Source organism: Pseudomonas sp. R4-35-07 (assembly GCF_003852235.1).
Taxonomy (GTDB): Bacteria; Pseudomonadota; Gammaproteobacteria; order Pseudomonadales; family Pseudomonadaceae; genus Aquipseudomonas.
Window position 1 is genome coordinate 2,897,555 of the sequence record NZ_CP027732.1, and the last position, 19,942, is coordinate 2,917,496.

Annotated in this window: 21 protein-coding genes and 5 pseudogenes; 12 read left to right on the forward strand and 14 right to left on the reverse strand. The window is 55.9% G+C overall.

Going from position 1 to position 19,942, the window contains the following annotated elements:
* Positions 1 to 103 precede the first annotated feature (103 nt).
* Together C4J89_RS13205 and C4J89_RS13210 are read right to left on the reverse strand one after the other, a co-directional pair.
* Complete coding sequence (locus tag C4J89_RS13205; protein WP_124362787.1) at positions 104 to 457, reverse strand: MmcQ/YjbR family DNA-binding protein; 354 nt, start codon at positions 455 to 457, stop codon at positions 104 to 106.
* A 10-nt stretch (positions 458 to 467) separates the two neighbouring features.
* Positions 468 to 1,358 (reverse strand): AraC family transcriptional regulator, encoded by an 891-nt coding sequence (locus tag C4J89_RS13210; RefSeq protein ID WP_124362788.1) that lies wholly within the window; start codon positions 1,356 to 1,358, stop codon positions 468 to 470.
* Between the two features lie 136 nt (positions 1,359 to 1,494).
* Between C4J89_RS13210 and C4J89_RS13215 the strand changes: the two genes are divergently transcribed.
* From C4J89_RS13215 to C4J89_RS13225, 3 genes and pseudogenes are all read left to right on the forward strand, one after another.
* On the forward strand, positions 1,495 to 2,238 hold the full coding sequence (locus C4J89_RS13215; protein ID WP_124362789.1) for an SDR family NAD(P)-dependent oxidoreductase: 744 nt from the start codon (positions 1,495 to 1,497) through the stop codon (positions 2,236 to 2,238).
* A gap of 17 nt (positions 2,239 to 2,255) precedes the next feature.
* The gene (locus C4J89_RS13220; protein WP_124414660.1) at positions 2,256 to 2,657 is read left to right on the forward strand and encodes a VOC family protein; all 402 of its coding nucleotides are present in this window, start codon (positions 2,256 to 2,258) and stop codon (positions 2,655 to 2,657) included.
* Positions 2,658 to 2,678: 21 nt separating this feature from the next.
* Positions 2,679 to 2,798 (forward strand): annotated as a pseudogene (locus tag C4J89_RS13225) (hypothetical protein); the annotation flags it as partial.
* Positions 2,799 to 2,906: 108 nt separating this feature from the next.
* Here the strand turns inward: C4J89_RS13225 and C4J89_RS27165 are convergent.
* Both C4J89_RS27165 and C4J89_RS13235 read right to left on the reverse strand, forming a co-directional pair.
* A pseudogene (locus C4J89_RS27165) lies at positions 2,907 to 3,011 on the reverse strand (hypothetical protein); the annotation flags it as partial.
* A gap of 145 nt (positions 3,012 to 3,156) precedes the next feature.
* Positions 3,157 to 3,612, reverse strand: a pseudogene (locus C4J89_RS13235) (aromatic alcohol reductase); the annotation flags it as partial.
* Here C4J89_RS13235 and C4J89_RS13240 point away from each other — a divergent pair.
* Positions 3,599 to 4,018, forward strand: coding sequence for a helix-turn-helix domain-containing protein (locus tag C4J89_RS13240; protein WP_124416020.1), 420 nt, complete (start codon positions 3,599 to 3,601; stop codon positions 4,016 to 4,018). The pseudogene C4J89_RS13235 and the gene C4J89_RS13240 sit on opposite strands and share 14 nt — an antisense overlap.
* 220 nt (positions 4,019 to 4,238) lie before the next feature.
* Here the strand turns inward: C4J89_RS13240 and C4J89_RS13245 are convergent, their stop codons facing one another.
* The 4 genes from C4J89_RS13245 to C4J89_RS13260 all read right to left on the reverse strand — a co-directional run bounded on the left by C4J89_RS13245 (position 4,239) and on the right by C4J89_RS13260 (position 7,747).
* The gene (locus tag C4J89_RS13245; protein WP_124414661.1) at positions 4,239 to 4,871 is read right to left on the reverse strand and encodes a LysE family translocator; all 633 of its coding nucleotides are present in this window, start codon (positions 4,869 to 4,871) and stop codon (positions 4,239 to 4,241) included.
* 62 nt (positions 4,872 to 4,933) lie between these two features.
* The gene (locus C4J89_RS13250; protein WP_256681799.1) at positions 4,934 to 5,761 is read right to left on the reverse strand and encodes a hypothetical protein; all 828 of its coding nucleotides are present in this window, start codon (positions 5,759 to 5,761) and stop codon (positions 4,934 to 4,936) included.
* A 414-nt stretch (positions 5,762 to 6,175) separates the two neighbouring features.
* A complete protein-coding gene (locus tag C4J89_RS13255) occupies positions 6,176 to 6,715 on the reverse strand; it encodes an AAA family ATPase (protein WP_124414662.1) in 540 nt (179 codons plus the stop codon).
* 135 nt (positions 6,716 to 6,850) lie between these two features.
* A complete protein-coding gene (locus C4J89_RS13260; RefSeq protein WP_124414663.1) occupies positions 6,851 to 7,747 on the reverse strand; it encodes a LysR family transcriptional regulator in 897 nt (298 codons plus the stop codon).
* A gap of 152 nt (positions 7,748 to 7,899) precedes the next feature.
* On the opposite strand from C4J89_RS13260, the gene C4J89_RS13265 reads away from it, so the two are divergent.
* From C4J89_RS13265 to C4J89_RS13280, 4 genes are all read left to right on the forward strand, one after another.
* Positions 7,900 to 8,553 carry a hydrolase gene (locus tag C4J89_RS13265; protein WP_124414664.1) on the forward strand — a complete coding sequence of 218 codons (654 nt, stop codon included), beginning with the start codon at positions 7,900 to 7,902 and terminating at the stop codon, positions 8,551 to 8,553.
* Positions 8,554 to 8,721: 168 nt separating this feature from the next.
* Complete coding sequence (locus tag C4J89_RS13270) at positions 8,722 to 9,024, forward strand: helix-turn-helix transcriptional regulator (protein ID WP_101209484.1); 303 nt, start codon at positions 8,722 to 8,724, stop codon at positions 9,022 to 9,024.
* Positions 9,025 to 9,086: 62 nt separating this feature from the next.
* Positions 9,087 to 10,061, forward strand: coding sequence for a zinc-dependent alcohol dehydrogenase family protein (locus tag C4J89_RS13275; protein WP_124416022.1), 975 nt, complete (start codon positions 9,087 to 9,089; stop codon positions 10,059 to 10,061).
* 42 nt (positions 10,062 to 10,103) lie between these two features.
* A complete protein-coding gene (locus C4J89_RS13280; protein WP_124404142.1) occupies positions 10,104 to 10,397 on the forward strand; it encodes an antibiotic biosynthesis monooxygenase in 294 nt (97 codons plus the stop codon).
* Positions 10,398 to 10,443: 46 nt separating this feature from the next.
* Here the strand turns inward: C4J89_RS13280 and C4J89_RS13285 are convergent, their stop codons facing one another.
* Positions 10,444 to 12,303, reverse strand: a complete 1,860-nt coding sequence (locus C4J89_RS13285; RefSeq protein ID WP_124414665.1) for an ABC transporter ATP-binding protein — start codon at positions 12,301 to 12,303, stop codon at positions 10,444 to 10,446.
* Positions 12,304 to 12,447: 144 nt separating this feature from the next.
* On the opposite strand from C4J89_RS13285, the pseudogene C4J89_RS27175 reads away from it, so the two are divergent.
* From C4J89_RS27175 to C4J89_RS13300, 3 genes and pseudogenes are all read left to right on the forward strand, one after another.
* Positions 12,448 to 12,724: pseudogene (locus C4J89_RS27175) on the forward strand (hypothetical protein).
* 3 nt (positions 12,725 to 12,727) lie between these two features.
* Positions 12,728 to 12,925 (forward strand): annotated as a pseudogene (locus tag C4J89_RS27455) (hypothetical protein); the annotation flags it as partial.
* Positions 12,926 to 13,194: 269 nt separating this feature from the next.
* The gene (locus C4J89_RS13300; RefSeq protein ID WP_124414666.1) at positions 13,195 to 14,103 is read left to right on the forward strand and encodes a LysR family transcriptional regulator; all 909 of its coding nucleotides are present in this window, start codon (positions 13,195 to 13,197) and stop codon (positions 14,101 to 14,103) included.
* A gap of 38 nt (positions 14,104 to 14,141) precedes the next feature.
* Here C4J89_RS13300 and C4J89_RS13305 read toward each other — a convergent pair whose 3' ends face one another.
* Both C4J89_RS13305 and C4J89_RS13310 read right to left on the reverse strand, forming a co-directional pair.
* The gene (locus tag C4J89_RS13305) at positions 14,142 to 15,230 is read right to left on the reverse strand and encodes an alkene reductase (protein ID WP_124414667.1); all 1,089 of its coding nucleotides are present in this window, start codon (positions 15,228 to 15,230) and stop codon (positions 14,142 to 14,144) included.
* Positions 15,231 to 15,264: 34 nt separating this feature from the next.
* Positions 15,265 to 16,023: an SDR family oxidoreductase gene (locus C4J89_RS13310; RefSeq protein WP_124414668.1), complete on the reverse strand. Its 759-nt coding sequence runs from the start codon at positions 16,021 to 16,023 to the stop codon at positions 15,265 to 15,267.
* 101 nt (positions 16,024 to 16,124) lie between these two features.
* Between C4J89_RS13310 and C4J89_RS13315 the strand changes: the two genes are divergently transcribed.
* Positions 16,125 to 17,078 carry a LysR family transcriptional regulator gene (locus C4J89_RS13315; protein ID WP_124414669.1) on the forward strand — a complete coding sequence of 318 codons (954 nt, stop codon included), beginning with the start codon at positions 16,125 to 16,127 and terminating at the stop codon, positions 17,076 to 17,078.
* A gap of 21 nt (positions 17,079 to 17,099) precedes the next feature.
* Here C4J89_RS13315 and C4J89_RS13320 read toward each other — a convergent pair whose 3' ends face one another.
* From C4J89_RS13320 to C4J89_RS13330, 3 genes are all read right to left on the reverse strand, one after another.
* A complete protein-coding gene (locus C4J89_RS13320) occupies positions 17,100 to 17,666 on the reverse strand; it encodes a thioredoxin domain-containing protein (protein ID WP_164487533.1) in 567 nt (188 codons plus the stop codon).
* A 69-nt stretch (positions 17,667 to 17,735) separates the two neighbouring features.
* Positions 17,736 to 18,383 (reverse strand): hypothetical protein, encoded by a 648-nt coding sequence (locus C4J89_RS13325; RefSeq protein ID WP_124414670.1) that lies wholly within the window; start codon positions 18,381 to 18,383, stop codon positions 17,736 to 17,738.
* Between the two features lie 97 nt (positions 18,384 to 18,480).
* A complete protein-coding gene (locus tag C4J89_RS13330; protein WP_256681800.1) occupies positions 18,481 to 19,902 on the reverse strand; it encodes a mechanosensitive ion channel family protein in 1,422 nt (473 codons plus the stop codon).
* Between the last annotated feature and the right edge of the window lie 40 nt (positions 19,903 to 19,942).

Here is a 19,942-nt window from a genome sequence, read left to right on the forward strand (position 1 = left end):
CGCCCCTTTGAGCATAGGTAGCCAGCAGCAGTGGGGGAGGCGGGCAGGTAGTGCACTTGCCGACCCAGCCCCAGCTTGGCCACAGCGTCACGCGGGGTCGCTCTCAGCGTGTGAGTTGAAAGCTGTCTTCAATCAGTGAGTGAATTTCTTGCGCGCCGAGTGGGCCGTTCAGCAGGACGGTAATCCAATGCTCTTTATTCATATGATAAGCCGGGTAAATGCCGGGCTTTTTCCTCAAGGAGCCGACCAACTCGGGCTCAACTTTCAAGTCGAGTACGTCAACCCGCGCATCTTGATCAACGCCTATTTTCTCGGCAGGAATTTCCATGAGCAGGGCATACCATTTCTCATTGTCCGAATGTCTGAAGACGGCGTAGTCGGGGAATTTCTCCCATGGGTGATCAGGCTTTGTCTGGTATTTCTTCAGTATGTAATCGATCAATTGCTGGCGGTTCATGTAGTGCTCCTTAGTCTGATAGCGCTCGTTTGCCGAGAATCCTCCCGGCATCTTGTGCAGGAGGCAGTCCAAATGCCCGTGAATAATCCCTGCTGAATTGTGTCGCACTTTCATAGCCGACTTCGAAGGCCGCCGCCATGACGCTCTTGGCGTGGGCCACCATCAGTGTTCTAGCCTGGAGCAGGCGAACCCGTTTTTGATATTGCAAAGGACTCAGGTTGGTGACTGCCTTGAAGTGGCGATGAAACGCCGAGACGCTCATTGATGCTCGTTGCGCCAGGCGCTCCACCCCAATTGGCTCAGCGAAGTCACGGCGGATCCACTGGATCGCCATGTTGACTCGGGCCATCGCCGTATCCGGTGCTGCAATTTCCCGCAGCATCCAGCCATGGGGGCCCTGGAGCACACGAAAGATGATCTCCCGTTCATAAACCGGGGCCAGGGCTGCGATGGCGTCCGGATCGCCCATTAATCGCAACATTCGCACCCAGGCATCCATCAGGTCGGTTGTGACTGGCGCTACGGAGAACCCGAGATTGTTCTCAGGGCGGCTGACAGGTTTGGGCAAGTCTTCAAATAGCGTTGACAATACAGTTGGGTCAAGAGTGAGGCTGACTGCCAAGTAAGGTTCTCCCGATACGCTTGGATGAACAGACCCCACTGCTGGCAAATCAATGGACATGACGAAATAGGTCGCAGGGTCATACTGAAGCGTCCTATCCCCCACGCTCATGCTTTTACTGCCTTGCAGGATCAGGTTGATCATCGGGTCATAGACCGCCGCCAGCATGTGTTCGGGGATCTTGCCCTTGACCATGGCCACGCGTGGGATGCCCGTTTCGGTGCGGCGATTTTCAGCCTTGGCCGCGAGCGACCTGAGTTCATTCAGTTGATTGTCCATGTCGGGATGCTGACGGCAGAACCCTGCGCCTGCAAGCGAAAAGCAGAAACAGGCAGGTTTCGAGTAGAAATGGGTACGACCCTGGCGATCGTGATGAGTACTGTGGGGCCACCTATAAGCCACAGAGGAACATCAAATGAGCGTCATCGTCATTACCGGCGGCAGCCGTGGAATCGGTGCCAGTGCCGCCGAGCAGATTGCTCGGCGCGGTATGGGTGTCATCCTCACCTACAACGCTGATTCCCAGGCTGCCGGCGCAGTCGTGGAACGCATCGAACGCGTCGGTGGCAAGGCTGTCGCTCTCAAGCTCGACGTGTCTGATGTTGGCAGCTTCGTAGCGTTTCGCAAGTCAGTGGTACTGACCTTACAGGACACCTGGAACGCTAACATGCTGGGTGGCCTGGTCAACAATGCCGGGTACGGGCTGTTCAATCCCTTGGCAACTGTCACCGAAACGCAGTTCGATGGCCTGTTCAATGTGCACCTCAAAGGGCCGTTTTTTCTCACTCAAACCCTCCTGCCGCTGTTCGCGGAAAATGCCAGTATCGTCAACCTGACCAGTGCCACTACCCGCGTCGCCACTGCTGGCGTAGCGCCCTATGCTGCCTTCAAGGGCGGGCTCGAGGTGCTCACCCGTTACATGGCCAAAGAATTCGGCGAGCGGCGAATACGGGCCAACGCGGTATCACCCGGCGCCATCCGTACCGAATTGGGCGGGGGGCTGAACGCTGAGTTCGAGGCGAAGCTGGCGGCGCAAACGGCACTCGGCCGGGTCGGCGAGCCGGAAGACGTCGCGCGCGTTATCGCCATGTTGCTGTCAGAGGAGGGCGCCTGGATCAATGCCCAGACCCTCGAAGTAGCCGGCGGCTACAACATCTGAATCACGAGGGTTTTGCCATGCTGGATCATATCTTTTTGTCCGTGAGCGATATCGCACGGTCCATCCGTTTCTACGAAGCTGCCCTGACCCCGTTGGGTATCACCGCGCGCCTGAACTACGACGGCAAGGATGGCCCACCGGGGCATCCTGACCTGAAAGGCTTCGGTGCCAACGGCCGGATGTTTTTCTGGTTGCGTGAGGGCGTTGTGGAAGAGTGCGCGGTACATGTAGGTTTTGTCGCAAGCAGCCAGGCTGAAGTTGATGCCGCCTATACCGCTGCGCTGCATCAGGGGGCGGTCGACAACGGCCCGCCTGGGGCACGCTTGCATTACGATCCCGACTACTACGCGGCCAATGTGCTGGACCCGGATGGGTACAGCCTCGAATTTGTTTTTAAGAAATGGCAGCACATCCAATAAGTACCCTAAGGCTTATCCAGGGTGTCACGATCCGGATCGAGTACGGCACCTGACGGAAATTTTGCCGGTGAATTTGGTGAAAAGCTCATCGCGGGCACTCCGCTGGGTCGCTTCGGTGAGCCGGAAGATATCGCACCCCTCGCCGTGTTTCTGGCATCGCGGCATTCGCACTGGGTGACAGGTGAATCCATCACCCAGGATGCGCTCCGACTGACCGAAAGAATAAATATCGGCGGTGTCTATGAAGTTGATCCCTTGCGCCAGAGCTTGGACGATCAACCTGTTGGCTTCGCCCTGTCCAACCGCGCCGATTGCGGCCCACATACCCGCGTTAGCATTACCTCCGAGCGTCATCGTGCCCAGGCACAGCTCGGATACATACAAGCCCGTACGGCCAAGTCGCTTGTATTGGTGGCCGCCTGCTCGATCTGAGCAAGGTACGTTTACTTTGAGGGATGTGTTGACTCGTCTTCAGCTACTCAACGCGCGTCTGCCAACCTTAACTACGACGCAGATTTGATTGCGCCCATTGTTCTGCGCTGGTCACTGGTAATCCATGTATTGCGTTGAATGTCCTCGCTACATCCCACGCCACACCACAGCCCATAGCAAAAACTGCCCGGTATTTTCGTAAATTATCGTCAGGTTTTTCTGCAAGGTCTGCTAGCAACTGCTGCACGCTAAGCTCTCGGCGCTCGACTTTCCGTTCGATGATGTGCTCAACCAAATCAGCCAAAGCGCCGTAGGTAAGAGTGTCACCAGCGGTGTATACGACCTGATTAATAAGGCGCGGGCTGTGCAGGACAATGGCTGCGGTGAGCGTGCCTATGTCTTCCGGTGTTGTCACCGTAACCATAGTTTCAAAGCTGCCCAACGCATTGACCTGCCCGGCGGTCAGGTCAACGACCCCGAAAGCTGGATCGAATAGAAAGCTGGTGAACATGCCGGTGGTGATACCGAGCGGTCTGGACGCTCAGGAAATCGTGCGTCTTTCACAGGATGCCTGTCGCGCACTTAGCGAGGACGAGGATGGTCTCAAGCGCGATATTCTCAGTCATTCCGGTAACCGATGGTCACTAGGCGTAGTGCATGCGCTGGGTGTGAGTAGCCCCATGCGGCACTCGGAGTTACGCCGCCGATTGCACGGCGTCACTCAACGCATGCTCACTCACACGTTGCGCCAGCTGGAGCGCGACGGGCTGATCTCTCGTCACGATTTTGGCGAGAAGCCCTTGCGTGTCGAATACGCTCTGACCGAACTTGGAATGGGATTATTGGTGCAGATGATTCCTCTATGGGCGTGGGTGATCGAACAGTCAGAGAGGTTTAATGAGGCACGGAGCCGTTATGACAAACGGTAAAGGTCGGATAGGAGGATTTACTGTTAGATAAACAAAGGTCTATCGCTATCTCCCCGTTTGATAATATTCCCAACGATTAGCTTCCCAGTTTGACCCAGCGAAATGGAAGTAAGTCGGTAGTTCACTCGTTTTCCGACGTAGCGGGGGAGTGACATCAATCAGTTGCCTCGCACGAGTGGCAGTCAGTTAATCAGTAAGCGTGACGTCCGGAAATACACACTTAAGTTCGTCTGGCTGTAGCCAGCAAGGCGGCTGCCCCGAGCATCATTCCACCCGTTATGCGATGGATAACCGACAATTTCCGTTCCGAAGGGCGCAGAGATCGAGTGATGCTGCCAGCGAGGGCCCAGCCTATAGCGGCGATAAACTCGACCGCAATGTAGATTGCACTTAAAACGATGAACTGGGCAGTGAAGGAGGCGCCAGCACCAGAAACAATGAATTGGGGAACAAAAGCAGTGAAGAGCAAGATTGCTTTGGGGTTGGTCATGGCAGTCATAAACTCCCGGCGTGCCAAGGAGTAGGCATCGAAAGGCTGGATTAAGCCCGAAGCCCCATCTTCGTTACAATCACGACCTATCATCATTTTTACGCCGAGATAGACAAGATAAAGAACACCGGCCCATTTAAGAATCTGGAAAGCAGGTTCAGACGCCTCTAGCAATGCTCCCAAACCGACAATCACCATCGCGATCATCAATACAAAGGCCATACACCGACCTAACAGGGCGACCACTGTAGGCAGCAAACCCCGCCTGCTGCCATTTGCGAATGCAAGCAGGTTGTTGGCGCCTGGTGAGATGGCAACGATTGCTGCTGCGGGGAGAAACAGAAGGATTTGGGCTAGGGTCATGGTTGGAACCTCGGCATCGGTAATGTTTGATTCTAGCCAGGGTATGCATCCGGCCAAGTCATCTAGTCGCGCTTATTCACTGACCAATGCGCCGTGGAGAGATCAACAGCTTTTTCTAGGACTGCCTGCAACATCTTCTCCGACGATTGTCCCTTGCTGAAGCTCTTCTCTGAATACTCCTCGGTCGATTTATTGATGAGAACGAGCGATCCCGATTGCTCTCTCTGTTCTTGATAAAGTCTTTCGATACTATTCCTGAAGCCATCAGGGTAGGCCGACCTCTCAACAGCAGGCAGATCATCGAAATAGTCCATGATGCCTTTGAATACTTCACTATTGTCGCGTCCATTCGTTATTTTGGCGTACAGCTTTGAGAAGTATGCTTCGTCCTGTTTGTTAAGCTCCCCATAAGCGGCATAGCGCTCGGCATCGGTATAGGTTCCCGTGTCATCATAAACAATCGCGCTTAGGCCGTTTCGCGCCATGCCCTCAAACGGATTAGGAAGATTTTTAGGTGGGACTTGAGAGAGGCCGATGGAGTAATCCAGTGACTTCTGGCCTAACGCCAAACGGTCAGGGTCATCCGTTTTGGGGAGCATGTCTTCCTTGTTGTAATTCCCGCCAGCAATGCGGTGCCCGAAATTATAAATATCCTTTTGCCCTTTTTCATGCATTTCTTTCAAATCGCTTTCTGACATAGATACTTGTCGTTCGCTAGAGCTGCTTAGAATATAAAGTGCCCGTGCAGAGCTGGATATTGAAACAGTTTTCTCTGTACCTGAGGAGAGGTTATCCGAAGAAGAATCAGCAGACGTCTCCGAGCGAACGATCTCTTGCGCAGAGACTTTTGCGGGAGTACCCGCCTGATAAGTTTTAATCGAGATATCCATTATAATATTCCAGAAGTTGGATAATAAAGCATAGCTATTTCCCGCTAGGATGCCTAGGAACCTCCAGACAAGCCCTTAAATGCGCTGAAATACGATCAATGCCGCTTCTGATCTTTGCCTGCTTGGCCGGTCTTCAGGCTCAAACGACAGGGCGGTCACGTCACTTCCAGAGCAACAGCATCAGGCATAAACCGGTGCTCTCACTCTGCCGTCTTGGCCTCGAATACTTGAGATGCTCCACCACCGGATTGTCCTGCTCGAAATTGGCGGATATGGAGCTACTGCTGCGCGATGAAGTGCACCGACAAGCTCAGAGACTGGAGTAGATTTGTGGGGATTTCTCAGGGACAGATTTATTTTTAAGATAATAAATCTGTCTCCTTTTTTGCGTTTTTTGAGTCAATCAACCGTCGTTCAATCTCGCGGGGCCTGGACGGTCGAACTTCCAATGCTCGCGAGAAAAGTTTCGGTATCCCGATTAGACCGCAGGCGAACAACGCGGCAATCTGATGGCGCTGTTGCCACAAGTTGCTTCATCTTTGCTCGCGCTGTTTTTTTCGTCCGCCACATGAATCTAAAAAACTCCGGCAGGTTGGCCAGCAGTTCGGGGCAGTTCTGCGGCAGGTCAGGCCGAGACTGACCACGTTGGAGCAGCGTTCTGCGCAGTACGCGCATGAATCGAAGCGTTGCAGATCGGTCAATCCAAATCAACAGATCTGCGCGTGCCAGCCGGTTATCCCACGTGGCTGAATGGCCACCTTCGAATATCCAGCAATCTCGTGCCTCTACTTCGAGACAAAGCTGCGTCTTCTCGTCCCGGCTTCTTTCGATCCACCCTGGCTGCCAGTGGATAGTGTCGATATGAACAACCGGTAGCCCCGTGCGCTGGCCAAGCTCACGCGCCAAAGTGCTTTTGCCCGCCCCAGGTTGACCAACTATCATCACCCGTTGCATCGAAGCTCCTTCTCGCTATGCAAGTTGATTTTTTGGGGTGGCGATTTTACGTCAATGCCTATCTCGGTCAACAACAAGCGCTCAGCACAGCAGGCAGCTCCTGGCCGAAACCACGCACTCAAACACCCCACCCAATCAAACAGCAACATCTCCCGCAAAATACGGAGATTTCCCGAAATACTCGATCAACAATTCCGCAAAGATCCGGATCTTCTGCGCAGGATGCTGACCGGCCGGGCGGACTAAGTAAGCACCCGCTGGCGGTGGTGGATACCGCGTCATGATCGGCACCAGTGCGCCGGATGCCACGCTGTCATACGTGAGGCAATCGGGCAAGTACGCGACCCCGAGTCCTGCGACTGCGGCGGCGACTAGCGCGATGCCGTTGTCAGCCTTGAAGCGTCCTTGCGGGCGAATGGCGACGATCTTGTCGCCATCCATGAATTGCCAAGCTTCGGTGCTTTGCATCAGAGCTTGATGGGCGGCTATCTCCTCAGGTTTCTCGGGTGAACCATAAGCCTTGATATAGCCCGGACTCGCGACCAGCTTGCCGTTGATCGGGCCGATGCGTCTTGCGATCAGGTTGGAATCCTGAAGGTAGCCGACGCGGATTGCGCAGTCGTAACCTTCGGCGATGAGGTCAACGAAGCGGTCGCTGTAGCAGGTCTGGATCTGAAGTTGCGGGTGTCGCACAGCCATTTCCGCCAGTACGGGGGCGAAGTGAGTCGGGCCAAAAGAAAGCGGCGCGGCCACTCGTAAACGACCCTGCAGCGCTCCGGCAGGCAGGATCGCTTCTCTGGCTGACTCCATTTCTGAGCAGACCCTCGCTGCATAGTCGCGAAAGGTCGCGCCGGCCTCAGTCAGCGCCGCACCGCGAGTCGAGCGTGTCAGCAACTGCACGCCAAGCTGCGCTTCCAATCGCGCCAGCCTGCGACTGACGATTGACTTGGACACGCCCAGCCGGGCTGCGGCAGGCGAAACGCCTCCTGCGTCAGCAACCTCTACGAATGTCTGAAGCTCTTCGATATCCAAACGGTGTTCCTCATTTCGCGACACAGCCAAACACTTGGCAACACTACCGGATTAAGCATCGAAACAGCACAGTGTTGTTCGCAGGCAGCGTCGGCGCTGGCGTATGCCGCTCATTACCAATCCAATTCATAACGACAACACGGGATCTACTAATGACTTTTCGTAACGGCCTTACATCGCTTCTTCGTCCTGAAGATTCGGTACTCGTTCTGATCGACCACCAGCCTTTCCAGCTCACTAATCTGAACAGCCATGAGCCGCAAATGGTGGTCAACAATGCGACGGCGTTGGCGAAGTCAGCCAAGGCGTTCAACGTGCCTACCATCTTGATCAGCGTGATCGCCGAGCGGGGCGGTTTCATCTTTCCGCAAATCCTCGATGTTTTTCCCGGCCAAGAGGTGATTGATCGGACGCTGATCAACACCTGGGAAGACCAGAAGGTGGTGGACGCCGTAAAAGCGACGGGCCGCAAGCAACTGGTTATCGCGGGTCTGTGGACCGAAGTCTGCGTCGCCATGCCGGTGATCCAGGCACTCGGCGAAGGTTGGGATGTAACGGTGATCACTGACGCATCCGGCGCGGTTTCGGTCGAGGCCCATCAAGTGGCGATCCAGCGCATGATTGCGGCGGGTGCCAACATGATGACTTGGCTCGCTCTCGCTGCAGAGTGGCAACGTGACTGGGCTCGGGAAGAAACCGCCGGTGCGCTGACCGATGTGCTGTTGCAGCATGCTGCCGGTAGCGGTATTGCGTATCTGTGGGAGCAGCAGTTGCTCAACGCGCCAGTGCCGACCAGCGCCGGGTGATCTGAGTGGGGGATGAAGAGCTGGCTGATCGATGTCTGACCACAGCCATTGCGAGTCTTCATCTCCTCTCGCAGCAACTGGAGAGGTCTGTTCAGCAGAATGTGAGCCGTCGGTCGCGAAGGGAAATCGGGTATTGATATATCGCTAAATCTCGATATCATCCGAGCTATGGACTTACTCGAAATATTCAAAGCACTCTCAAATCCGGTACGCCTTCAAATCCTGAAAGGCTTGAAGGACCCCGTGAACAATTTCCCTGCGCAGGATGAGGGTGACGTTTTCACGGTGGGTGTCTGCGTCAGCAGTATCCAGGAGGGTATCGGGCTGTCGCAGTCTACGGTGTCGGGTTATCTGGCAACCCTGCAACGAGTGGGCCTGGTCGAAGTCAGGCGCATCGGCCAGTGGACGTACTACAAACGCAATGAAGCAACTATCAGTGCCCTTGCCGAGTTGATCGGGAAAGATCTGTGATTTTTTACCGCGTCATATCGAGATATCTCGATATTCCTTTTTGTCGATACGAGGATTTCAAAATGAAAGCGATGCTACTCAAATCATTTGGCGGCCCGGAATCGTTCGAACTCTGCGACGTACCCAAGCCAGTGCCGGGTGTGGGACAGGTTTTGGTGCGGGTACACGCAACCTCCATCAACCCCTTGGATTTTCAGGTTCGGCGCGGCGATTACGCTGACCTGGTGCCACTGCCGGCGATTACCGGACATGACGTTTCGGGCGTTGTCGAAGAAGTCGGGCCGGGGGTGACGGGCTTCGCTCCGGGGGACGAAGTCTGGTACACCCCGCAAATATTCGGCGGGCCAGGCAGTTATGCCGAGTACCACGTTGCGGCCGAAAGCATCATCGGCCACAAACCGCCATCGCTGAGCCATCTCGAGGCGGCAAGTCTGACTCTGGTTGGCGGTACGGTATGGGAAGCACTGACCGTGCGAGCGGCGCTCAGGGTAGGGGAAAGCATTCTGATACACGGCGGCGCGGGAGGCGTGGGTCATGTAGCGATCCAAGTCGCAAAAGCCATTGGCGCGCGGGTCTTCACCACCGTGCGCGAAGCAAACTTTGAGTTCGCCCGTAGCATGGGTGCCGATGTGCTCATCGACTACAAAAAGGAAGATTACGTCGACGCCATCCTGCGCGAAACCGGCGGCCAAGGCGTGGATGTGGTGTTCGACACCATAGGCGGCGACACCCTGTCGCGCAGCCCGGATGCGCTGGCTCAACTGGGCCGCGTGGTCTCGATTGTCGACATCGCGCAGCCGCAAAACTTCGTTCAGGCCTGGGGCAAGAACGCCAGTTATCACTTCGTCTTCACCCGACAAAACCGCGGCAAGCTTGATGAGCTGAGCACGTTGGTGGCTCGCGGTCAGTTGCGCCCACACGTTGGCGCGGTCTATTCGCTGGCCGATATCGGCCTGGCCCATGCTCGGTTGGAAAGTCCAGAGAACGGCCTTCAAGGCAAAATTGCGATTGCAGTTGAGCCATCGCTTATTTCCTGAGCGCCTATTTTCAGCCGTCTAAGTCGTATCAGAGGAAATGCCATGATTTATGAAATTGCTCTGCTTCCCGTACACAAAGAACGCATTGAACAATTCAAAAGTGCCTTCGCCGAGGTCGCGCCGTTGCTCACCCGCGCGAAGGGTTACGGCGGCCACTTGCTCGCGCAAGGAATCGAAACCCCCGAGCATTTCAACCTGATAGTGCGCTGGGCTTCACTTGAAGATCACTCGCCGGGCTTCGAGGCGAGTGATGACCATCAGATGTTCATGCTGGGCCTGGAGGACTATTTTTCTGAAGAACCGAAGGTCCACCATATCGAAGGAGCAGTTTTCTAACTGGATCGATGCTCAGTGGACGGCATCGCTCGCCGCACTCCACCGTTCACACCTGATCCAACGCGTCAATCACACCTTTGTCCTCGCCCAGAAAACCACCGCTCTGGTGCTGCCAAAGCCGCGCATAAACGCCATTCTTTGCCAGCAGTTCACTGTGGGTTCCCTGTTCGATAATGCGCCCGTCATCCATCACGATGAGCCGGTCCATGGCGGCAATCGTCGACAGTCGATGGGCGATGGCGATTACGGTTTTGCCTTGCATCATCTCATCGAGGCTTTCCTGGATTGCGACTTCGACTTCCGAGTCCAGCGCGCTGGTGGCTTCGTCGAGCAGCAGGATCGGGGCGTTTTTGAGCATGACCCGGGCAATTGCCACGCGCTGGCGTTGGCCGCCCGACAACTTGATGCCGCGCTCACCGACCAAGGTGTCGTAGCCGCTATGACCTTGGCGGTCGCTGAGTTGGCTGATGAACTCGTCGGCCTGCGCATTGGCGGCGGCGCTGCGGATTTGTTCGTCGGTCGCGTCGGGTCGGCCATAGGCAATGTTGTCGCGGATCGAACGGTGCAGCAGGGATGTATCCTGCGTGACCATGCCGATTGAGGCGCGCAGGCTGTCTTGCGTCACTTTTGCGATGTTTTGGCCGTCGATGCAAATCTCGCCGCTGTCGACATCATAGAAACGCAGCAGCAGGTTGATCAGCGTGGATTTACCCGCACCGGAGCGTCCGACCAGGCCGATTTTTTCGCCAGGACGGATGTTCAGGTTGAGGCCGCTGAGTACTTGGCGCTCACCGTTGTAGTTGAAGCTGACATTGTTGAAAGTCACCGCGCCGCCGGTGGTTTGCAGCGCGCCCGCATCCGGCGCGTCCTGCACTTTGGTGCCGAGGGTCAGCGTCGCCATGCCATCCTGGGCGGTGCCGATGCTTTCGAACAGCGAAGTCATTTGCCACATGATCCAGTTCGACATGCCATTGATCCGCAACGCCATCGCAGTGATCGCCGCCACGGCACCCGCGCCGACCGCGCCGTCATGCCAGAGCCACAACGCATAACCGCCCGCCGACATGATCAACGCCACTACCAGTGCCTGATTGACGATCTCGAACTGGCTGACCAGGCGCATCTGGCGGAAACCGGTTTGCTTGAAATCCTCCATCGCCGCACGCGCGAAATGCGCTTCGCGATTGGAGTGGGAAAACAGTTTCACCGTGGTGATGTTGGTGTAAGCGTCCGAAATTCGCCCGGTCATCATCGACCGTGCGTTGGCCTGCTCCTGGCCGACTTTGCCCAGACGCGGCACGAAATACCACATGGCCAAGCCGAACAACACGAACCAGGCCATGAAGGGCAGGATCAGCTTCAGCGCGAAGCCGCCGGCCAGCGCGATGATCGCGATGAAATACACGCCGATCCCCGGCAGGATCTCGATCATTGTGAACAGCACGTCGCGCACGGCCAGCGCAGTCTGCATGACTTTGGTGGTGACGCGGCCGGAGAATTCATCGGAAAAAAACGAGAGGCTTTGTCGCAGCATCAGGCGATGGAAATCCCAGCGCAGCCGCAACGGCAAGTTGATCGCCAATACCTGGTGCTGCAACATCGTGCGCAACGCCACCAGCCCGACGCTGGTCACCATGACAATGCCCATGCCCCACAACACGCGGCTTTCCTGCGCCGCCGCTTCACCGCCGGCCTGCCAGGTCGAGAGCAGGTCGACGATTTGCCCCAGAAACGAAAACAGCCACGCTTCGTAGATCGATACACCGGCACTCAACAGCGCCAGCGCCAGGATGTAACCGCGAGCGCCGCGCGTGCAGGCCCATAGGAACCGGGCCAGGCCCGCGGGCGGCGGTGGCACTTCGTCAGGCGGGAAGGGGTCGAGTCTTCGTTCAAATACACGAAGCATGCTGGTCTCCAAAACGATCAAGTTGAGGGGATTCTGCCATCGAACGGATGCTTTGAGGGTTTTGCGAACGTTGGGGGCGGCGATGAGGCGAGGTATGCGATATCTCGCCGACCTCAAAATCGGCTCATATTCATGGAGGAAAAAATGCGGATGTGCATCACAGGTGCCTCGTGTGCGGGCGTCACTACGCTGGGGCAAAACCTCGCAACGCTGCTCGGTGTACGGCATGTCAATGTCGATGATTTTTCTGGATGCCGACGCACGACCATCCCGACTTTTCAGGACGCAATCGAGTTTGGCACGAGGCTTGGGTATCCGGCAGAAGGCGCCGGTGTTGCGTGTTGATGGGGTGGAGAGTGCTGAGACGATAGTTGCGGGCGTGGCTCAAGAGGTGCGGATGCGACACGGAGCGATTCTGTAAACACAATGCCTGGTCGAACAAGCGGTGAATGCCGCGCTGACCGAAGCGTTTGACGCGGCGCGGGCATTGCTGATTGATAGCTTACACCGTCTGCGGCGGGCAGGACCGGTGACCAAGCCCATTTGTGCCACCGCGGCATGTCTGAAATTCCATCTGATCGCATTTCCCTGGCTCCCCGAAACCCCTAATTTAGACGCCTAAGCATGTGGCTGAAGGATGAGAGTTATTCTTCAATTAGCGCTCGACCACTGTTGATCAACCCTGCAAAGCGCTTGGCGTCCAGAGGTGGAATGCGCGTTCAGGCTGTGACGACTTAGTACGCAGCCTCGGGTATGCGGTTAATGCACATGAATTGATTCAGGGGAATGATCAAAAAATTATGCCGCACGTGGAATGCCTATTTTTGTTCTGCCGTCTTATATGGACTTTTAACTAAATGTCTATGGGTTTCATATTAAGAGAGCGCAGTAATGATCAGATTTAATGACCTAGCCATTTTTGTACGTGTGGCAACCGTTGACAGTTTCTCCGTCGTGGCCAGGGAAATGGATCTCTTTCCTGCTCAAATCAGCGCCGCTATCAAGCGCTTGGAGTGTGAACTTGATACGCGCCTGTTTGCGAGATCAACACGAAGTCTGCGCCTGACAGCCGAAGGCGAACGTTATCTGCCTTACGCTCGGGAGGTTTTGAATACGCTCAGTGAGGGGCGAGCCGGGTTACAACAGGACGATCGTAAACTCCATGGCGTCTTGCAGATCGCCAGTGCCTCAGATTTCGGGAGAAATGTGTTGCTTCCCTGGCTGATCGATTTTCGACGAGACAACCCGGGTCTGGTGCTTCGGGTGATGTTGTCCGATAGCGTCTCGGACATCTTTCGCGATCCGATAGACGTAGCCGTCAGGTATGGCACGGTACAAAATGCCGACTTTATCTCTTTGCCTTTAGTGCCTGGCAATCGCCGTGTACTGGCTGCATCGCCGGCTTATATAGCGCTGCACGGGCGGCCCAAGTCCGTGGAAGATCTTAAGACTCATGCGTGTCTTCGTTTCCATATGAATGGAAAACTCTACGACAGATGGATATTTCCCAAGTTGCCGGAGAGCGACTTCGTTATTGTAAACGGCCCTGTTCTAAGCGATGACGCAGACGTCATTCGACGATGCGCCATCGCGGGAGAGGGCATTTTGTACAAATCATGGATGGACGTGTGTGAAGATGTCAGTGCCGGTCACTTGGAAGTATTACTACCTGAGGTTCCAGGTGAGCTTTACCCTTTGAGTTTCGTTTGCCCGCACAGGAAACAGTTTACCCCGGCGATTCGTTTGCTTTACGCGTACTTGAAAGATAAGTGTGAATCGCTGTTAGTGACGCACGCCTAGGCGTGCGGCAGACGTTATTGTGCCAACACCTGGCTGCTTCAACCTGGCTGGACAGAAAGCCCGGGATAGTCGGTGTAGCCTTCCTTCCCTTGGCTGAACCACGTCGAACGATCCTCCTGCCTCAATGGCAAGCGACGGCGAAGTACCTCTGGCAGCTGGGGATTGGCGATAAATGGACGTCCGAACGCCACGGCATCGGCAATACCCGCTTCCACAACGGCCTCGGCCCGAGCCGAATCGTAATCTGAGTTAAGGATAAGCGTGCCTTTGAAGGCATTACGAATAATGGCTGCGCTTGGAGGGTATTCCGAGACGCCAAAACTCCCATCAGCCGGCGGCTCGCGAAGCTCGAGATGGGCGACACCGATCTCGGATAACACGTCAGCGGCGTGGGTAAATAAAGGCACAGGATTACTGTCCCTCACGCCCTGGTCATGACTGCTGGGGGTTAACCGAACACCCGTCCGATCTGCTCCAACGACTCCCGCGACCGCTTGCGTCACTTCCTTGAGCAGCCTGACCCTGTTCTCAATTGAGCCTCCATAGGCGTCGGTTCGAAAGTTGCCGCTGTCGCGTAAAAACTGATCGATCAGGTATCCGTTGGCGGCGTGAATCTGGACGCCATCAAACCCCGCCAGCAATGCATTCCTGCCTGCCTGGGCGAAATCGGCAATCAGTTGCGGGATCTCCTCGAGCGGCAGCGCTCGAGCCTGGGAGTAGGGTTGTTTCCCAGCGTAGGTATGGGCCAGTCCAGGTGCTGTCGTCACCGAGGGACCTATGGGCTGTGCGCCATCAAGGAAGCTGGGATGTACCACCCGGCCCATGTGCCACAGTTGAGCGATTATTCGACCACCGCCAGCGTGCACGGCGTCGGTAATCAATCGCCAGCCGGCAATTTGCTCAGCGGACCAGATACCGGTTGCATAGGCCCATCCCAAGCCTTGCTGGCTGATGCCGATCGCCTCGCTGATGATAAGCCCCGCCGTCGCACGTTGAGCATAGTAGTCAACCATGATGGGGGTAGGGACGTGGTTCTGCGTTCCCCTGGCCCGAGTCATTGGGGCCATGATGATGCGGTTGGGTAATGTCATGGCGCCCAGACGCAGAGACTCGAACAGTGTGGCCATGTGGATCTCCTTTGTGTTGACGAAATTGTCAGGTTTAAACCAGGCGTGCGCCGCCATCGACGTTGATCGTGGCGCCGTTCATGAAACCGTTGCTCATCAGGAAAACCACTGCCGCGGCCGCTTCGTCGGCAGTGCCCAGACGGTGCAGAGGCAAGGTTTTCTCCAGTGCAGCGACAAAGCCATCGCGCGCATCGCCCATGGCTTTCGCGAGGATCGGCGTATCGATAGGGCCTGGAGACAGGGTGTTGACCCGAATAGGCGCCAATTCGAGGGCCAGGCCGCGGGCGAATGCCTCCATGGCAGCTGATGCAGCGGCGAGCACCGCCGTGCCGTGCGCATTGGGTCTATCTGCGAGCGCACCGGAAATAAAGGTGACGGAGCCGTCTTTGGCAAGGCGATTACCAAGCGCTCTCAAGGCATATACCGAGGCCCAGATTCGCTCGTCGAAAGCGCGTTGCAAATACGCCACATCCGCTTCGAGCACTTTGCTGGCGACGAACGTACCGGCCAGCAGCACCAGGTGATCAACCTTTGGGATATCGGCCAGAGCGGCCTCGATTTGTTCGGGCTTAGTGACATCAGCGGCACGCCAGCCATCCAGCTCGTGGGTATTGGCGGCTTGCTGTGCCCGGTCCGGATTGGAGCCGATCACGAAGACCTTTGCACCAGACGCCTTGGCCTGAATTGCAGTTGAAAGGCCGATTCCCGATGTGCCGCCCACGACTACCACGGTTTGACCCAGAAGGGGGGGTGGGCGTACGTTGCTATGGCCTGGGTTGGAAATATCGATCATCGCTGTTGGCTCCTCTAGGGCATCGAATTGATGCTGCGAGGACAGCCTATGGGGTAACCTTCAAAGTTGATAATAGGGGTTCAGGTGGTTACTATTATTCCATGAAAGCACAAATTGGATTGGACCGCCTGACAGGCCTTATTGCGTTTGCTCGCACGGCCTCGCTGGGCAGCTATACAGCCGCTGCACGGGATCTCTCCGTGTCACCCTCGGCCGTCAGCAAAAGCGTTCAGCGCCTGGAAGAGCATTTAGGTCTGCGCCTCTTCAGTCGCACCACCCGCTCGCTGACCCTGACTCCCGAGGGACGTGAACTGTACGAGCGTGCATTGCGGGTGATCCGGGAAATCGAGGACATTGAGCAGACTGCGGTAGCGTCGAGAGGCGAGCCGTCAGGCACTCTGAAAGTAACCGCACCGCTTCCCATCGGCGTCAACATTCTTGCTCCTGCGCTCCCGGCATTCCGTGAGCGTTACCCGAAACTGGCGGTGGACTTGCGGCTTGGCGATCAATTCGCCGACATTATCGAGCAGGGGATAGATGTCGCCATCAGGGTCGGCAACCTGGCTGACTCCAGGCTGGTTTCCAAGCCTCTCGGCCCACACCGAATTTGCACCTTCGCATCGCCCGGCTATCTCGCCAGAAAGGGCAAACCGCGCAACATCGATGATCTGGTCAATCATGATTGCATCAATTTCCGTTATCAGAGTTCGGGACAGGCGCTACGCTGGCCCTTCCAGGTGGGGGAGCGCGTTGTCGAGATCACTCCCGACGCCACCATGACCATTGATGTGAGCGACGCGGTCGCGATGACGCTCGCCGCAGGCGGCGGTATTGGTATCTCTCCGACTTATGTTGCCGCGCCTTATGTGCTGAGGGGTGAGTTGGTACCGGTGTTTCCCGAATATGCGGTAGACAGATTCGTCATCACCGCTCTCTGGCCCGAAAGCCGCAGAGGCAATCCAAACGTGAAGGTATTTGTAGACTTCCTACAAGAAGTGTTCCCGGTACCGGCCCCTTGGGATGTGATAGTCGAATCGGCGGGTAATAATCCCTAAGGACGTACGACAGCGTAGCGCTCAGTTGAGTTGCTCGATCCAGGAGGACACCGGGTCACCACTGCTCATGTTCGGCCGGATAATCCCGTTGATCATGAACGTGGGCGAAACGTGGACGCCGTTCTGTCGAGCATACTTGGACTGCCATTTGATGGCCTGATCCAGGGTTGGAGTTGCGAAAGCCTCTGCCAGTTTGACGCCACTATAACGCTCGAGGCGCTCAATGATGTCTCTGGGCGTTACGTCCAGATTGGGGCCTTCAGCGTGATTGTCGAATTCGAATTCCCTCCGGTGCGCTGCGACAGCGGCCATGACGCCCTTGGCATTTTTTTTGCCGCCCTCAAGCGTCGCCGCGGCAAGGATGCACCGGATGATGACGCCTGAAAACATATGCCAGGGCTGGGACTGCAGGCGAATGATCAACGTGATCCGGTCTTCGCCGGCCTCTGCGAGGAGCGCATCGAATTTGAGGAACGCCTTGACGGAATAGGGGCAGGTGGGCTCAAGAAAAACTTCAAACAGGTGAGGGCCATGGCCCCACGAAAGCGTGTCCACTTTCACTGGCTGGTCGTTTTCAGGTTTTTGCATAAAGGTACCTTTCAATGAATCAGATCGAAGTGGGGGGCCCCTGTGGGAGACAAAATAGCCTGAGTGCACTCAGGCATAGAGCACATCCCAGAGCCGTTTTAACTTGAGTGTCATATTGGTTTCAGACACGCTCTGAAGTGTTATGGCTTCTTTGAAATATTTGGCGTAAATCGCTTCAGTTACGTGTCGGACCTCGCCGTTTTCATCCAGTTCGACATCGGAAAATCGAAGGATACCTACAGGCTCGAACCCCGCACGCTCAGTGAACTGTTGCATGGCTTTCGACTTCATCGTGACGTATGAAAAAGCCATTGCGATACCCATCGCTTGAGCCAGGGCATCCACAATATAAGCCGCAAAAAGAGTAGCGCCCGTGCCCCGTTGCGCCGGAGCGCACACACCATAGCGGCTATGGAGCGTCAGCGCGTCTCGATCCACTTCCAGGCACAAGGCGCAGACAATTTCCTCGCCGTGTCGACCGATGTAGACGATAACGTCCTTCGTCTCTTCACCCGAAAAGTAAACCTTCGCCTCATAGAATCGTGGGTCAATATACTTTTTGCCAGATCCGACACTGATGTCCGGATACCACGATTTGATAAGCGCGCATAGAAGGTCAATATCGTTACGTTCCAATTGCTCGTAGTTATATTCAGTCGGAGTGATGGTGTTTTTGGGCAGCTCCGTGAGTAGCGGCCAGGATGCGTGTTTTATCATGTCGATCTCTTGGTGCGTTAAAGTTCAGGCGTGATGCTGCTGACGATTTGAAAGCAGTTGTTTGCCCGGAGTTATGGATTTTCAGGCTTGAAGCCGGTCAGTGGTGCCTTAGCCATTTCAGAAACCCTCCAGGTACCGCCGTCGGCGCTTTCTGCATAAGAATGGAGCGGGCATGTTGCTGGCGGAGCATTTGGAGGCGGGTGAGGGACGTGCGTAATTGCGACCTTTCACCCATACACCGACGTACTTCATCCCGATGCAGTTGAAGTACTTTCACGGCGGAAAGCGCAATGAATTGCGCGCCGTTTGGCTTGTTATCCATGACGCCTTCTTCGCCTAGTACTTCCCCTGGCCCCATCCGCGCGACTTCGACCCAATGGGCTCCATCGTTCAACTGGACGGACACCACTCCACTGCCGATAACCAACAAGTATTCGCTGATTGCGTTGGCTTTCAACACAAAGTCGCCAGTTGCCAGCCAGGTTGATAGCAGGTTCATGGCAAGACGGTCTTTATCCTCTGAAGTGAAACTTGCGAAAATGCGCACGTCGTCCAGCACAAAGCGAGTGATACCGGCCACCGGGATTTCAGCGGAATTGGCGATATCAACGCCGGATGCGCGTAGATGCCTGTAAGCAATGTCGTAAAGGCGATTACGTGCTGCAATTTTTTCGGCAGGCGTGCCGACAAAACCGATGACCTCATACTCCAATAAGCCTTCCGTTATGTTTTTGAGGATGACCTTGGGCGCAGGAACTGGCAGTAGCGCTGAATAACCCAGCAGCGCCTGCTCGAGTATTTCCTGGACGCGTTCGGGTCGAAATCGCAGAGGCAGGTGCAGGCATATCGTCACCCCGTGTTGATCTTGGGGCCTGCTCATGTTTTGTATTTTGGTTTTCGCCGCCACCGAATTGGGTATGACGACGGTGCTGCCTTGCGAGGTCAGCAACAGTGTGGCGCGCCAATCGATGTCGGTGACCCTGCCTTCCATGCCATCGATTTGAATCCAGTCGCCCACTTGATAAGGGCGAGTGGCATTCAGGACAATCCCGCTGAATACATCGCTGAGTGTGCTTTGCAAAGCCAGGCCGACGATAATGGCCAACGCGCCAGAAGTGGCGAGCAATCCTTTGACGGGAAGTTCCAGTACGTAGGCTGCCGCTGCGACGGTGGCGACCAGAAAAATCAGAGCGCCGAGCACTTCCCTGAGCAAGCGACCGCCTCCCTCAGTTCTGGATATCAGGATTGCGCCGAGCAACTCCGTCAGCATCCGCGCGCTTAAAAACCACCAGACGAGTACCAGCAGTGTTGCAGCCAACTGCCAGGAACCAGAGTCAGGATCGCGCACGGGTTGCAAGGGGGAGTTGCCGGACAGAAAGATGGCAGCGCTGTAACAGGCGTAGAGACAAATATTAATGCCCACGCGCAACCCCTGCAGCCTTCGGGGAACAACCCACCAACCAATAATATCGGCGATTAATATCGCCCCGAGGAGGGCGCACAGCCATTCAAGTGTCACGATGTGGCCCTCCCGGAGTCTGGTGCATTCGTGCTTTCCC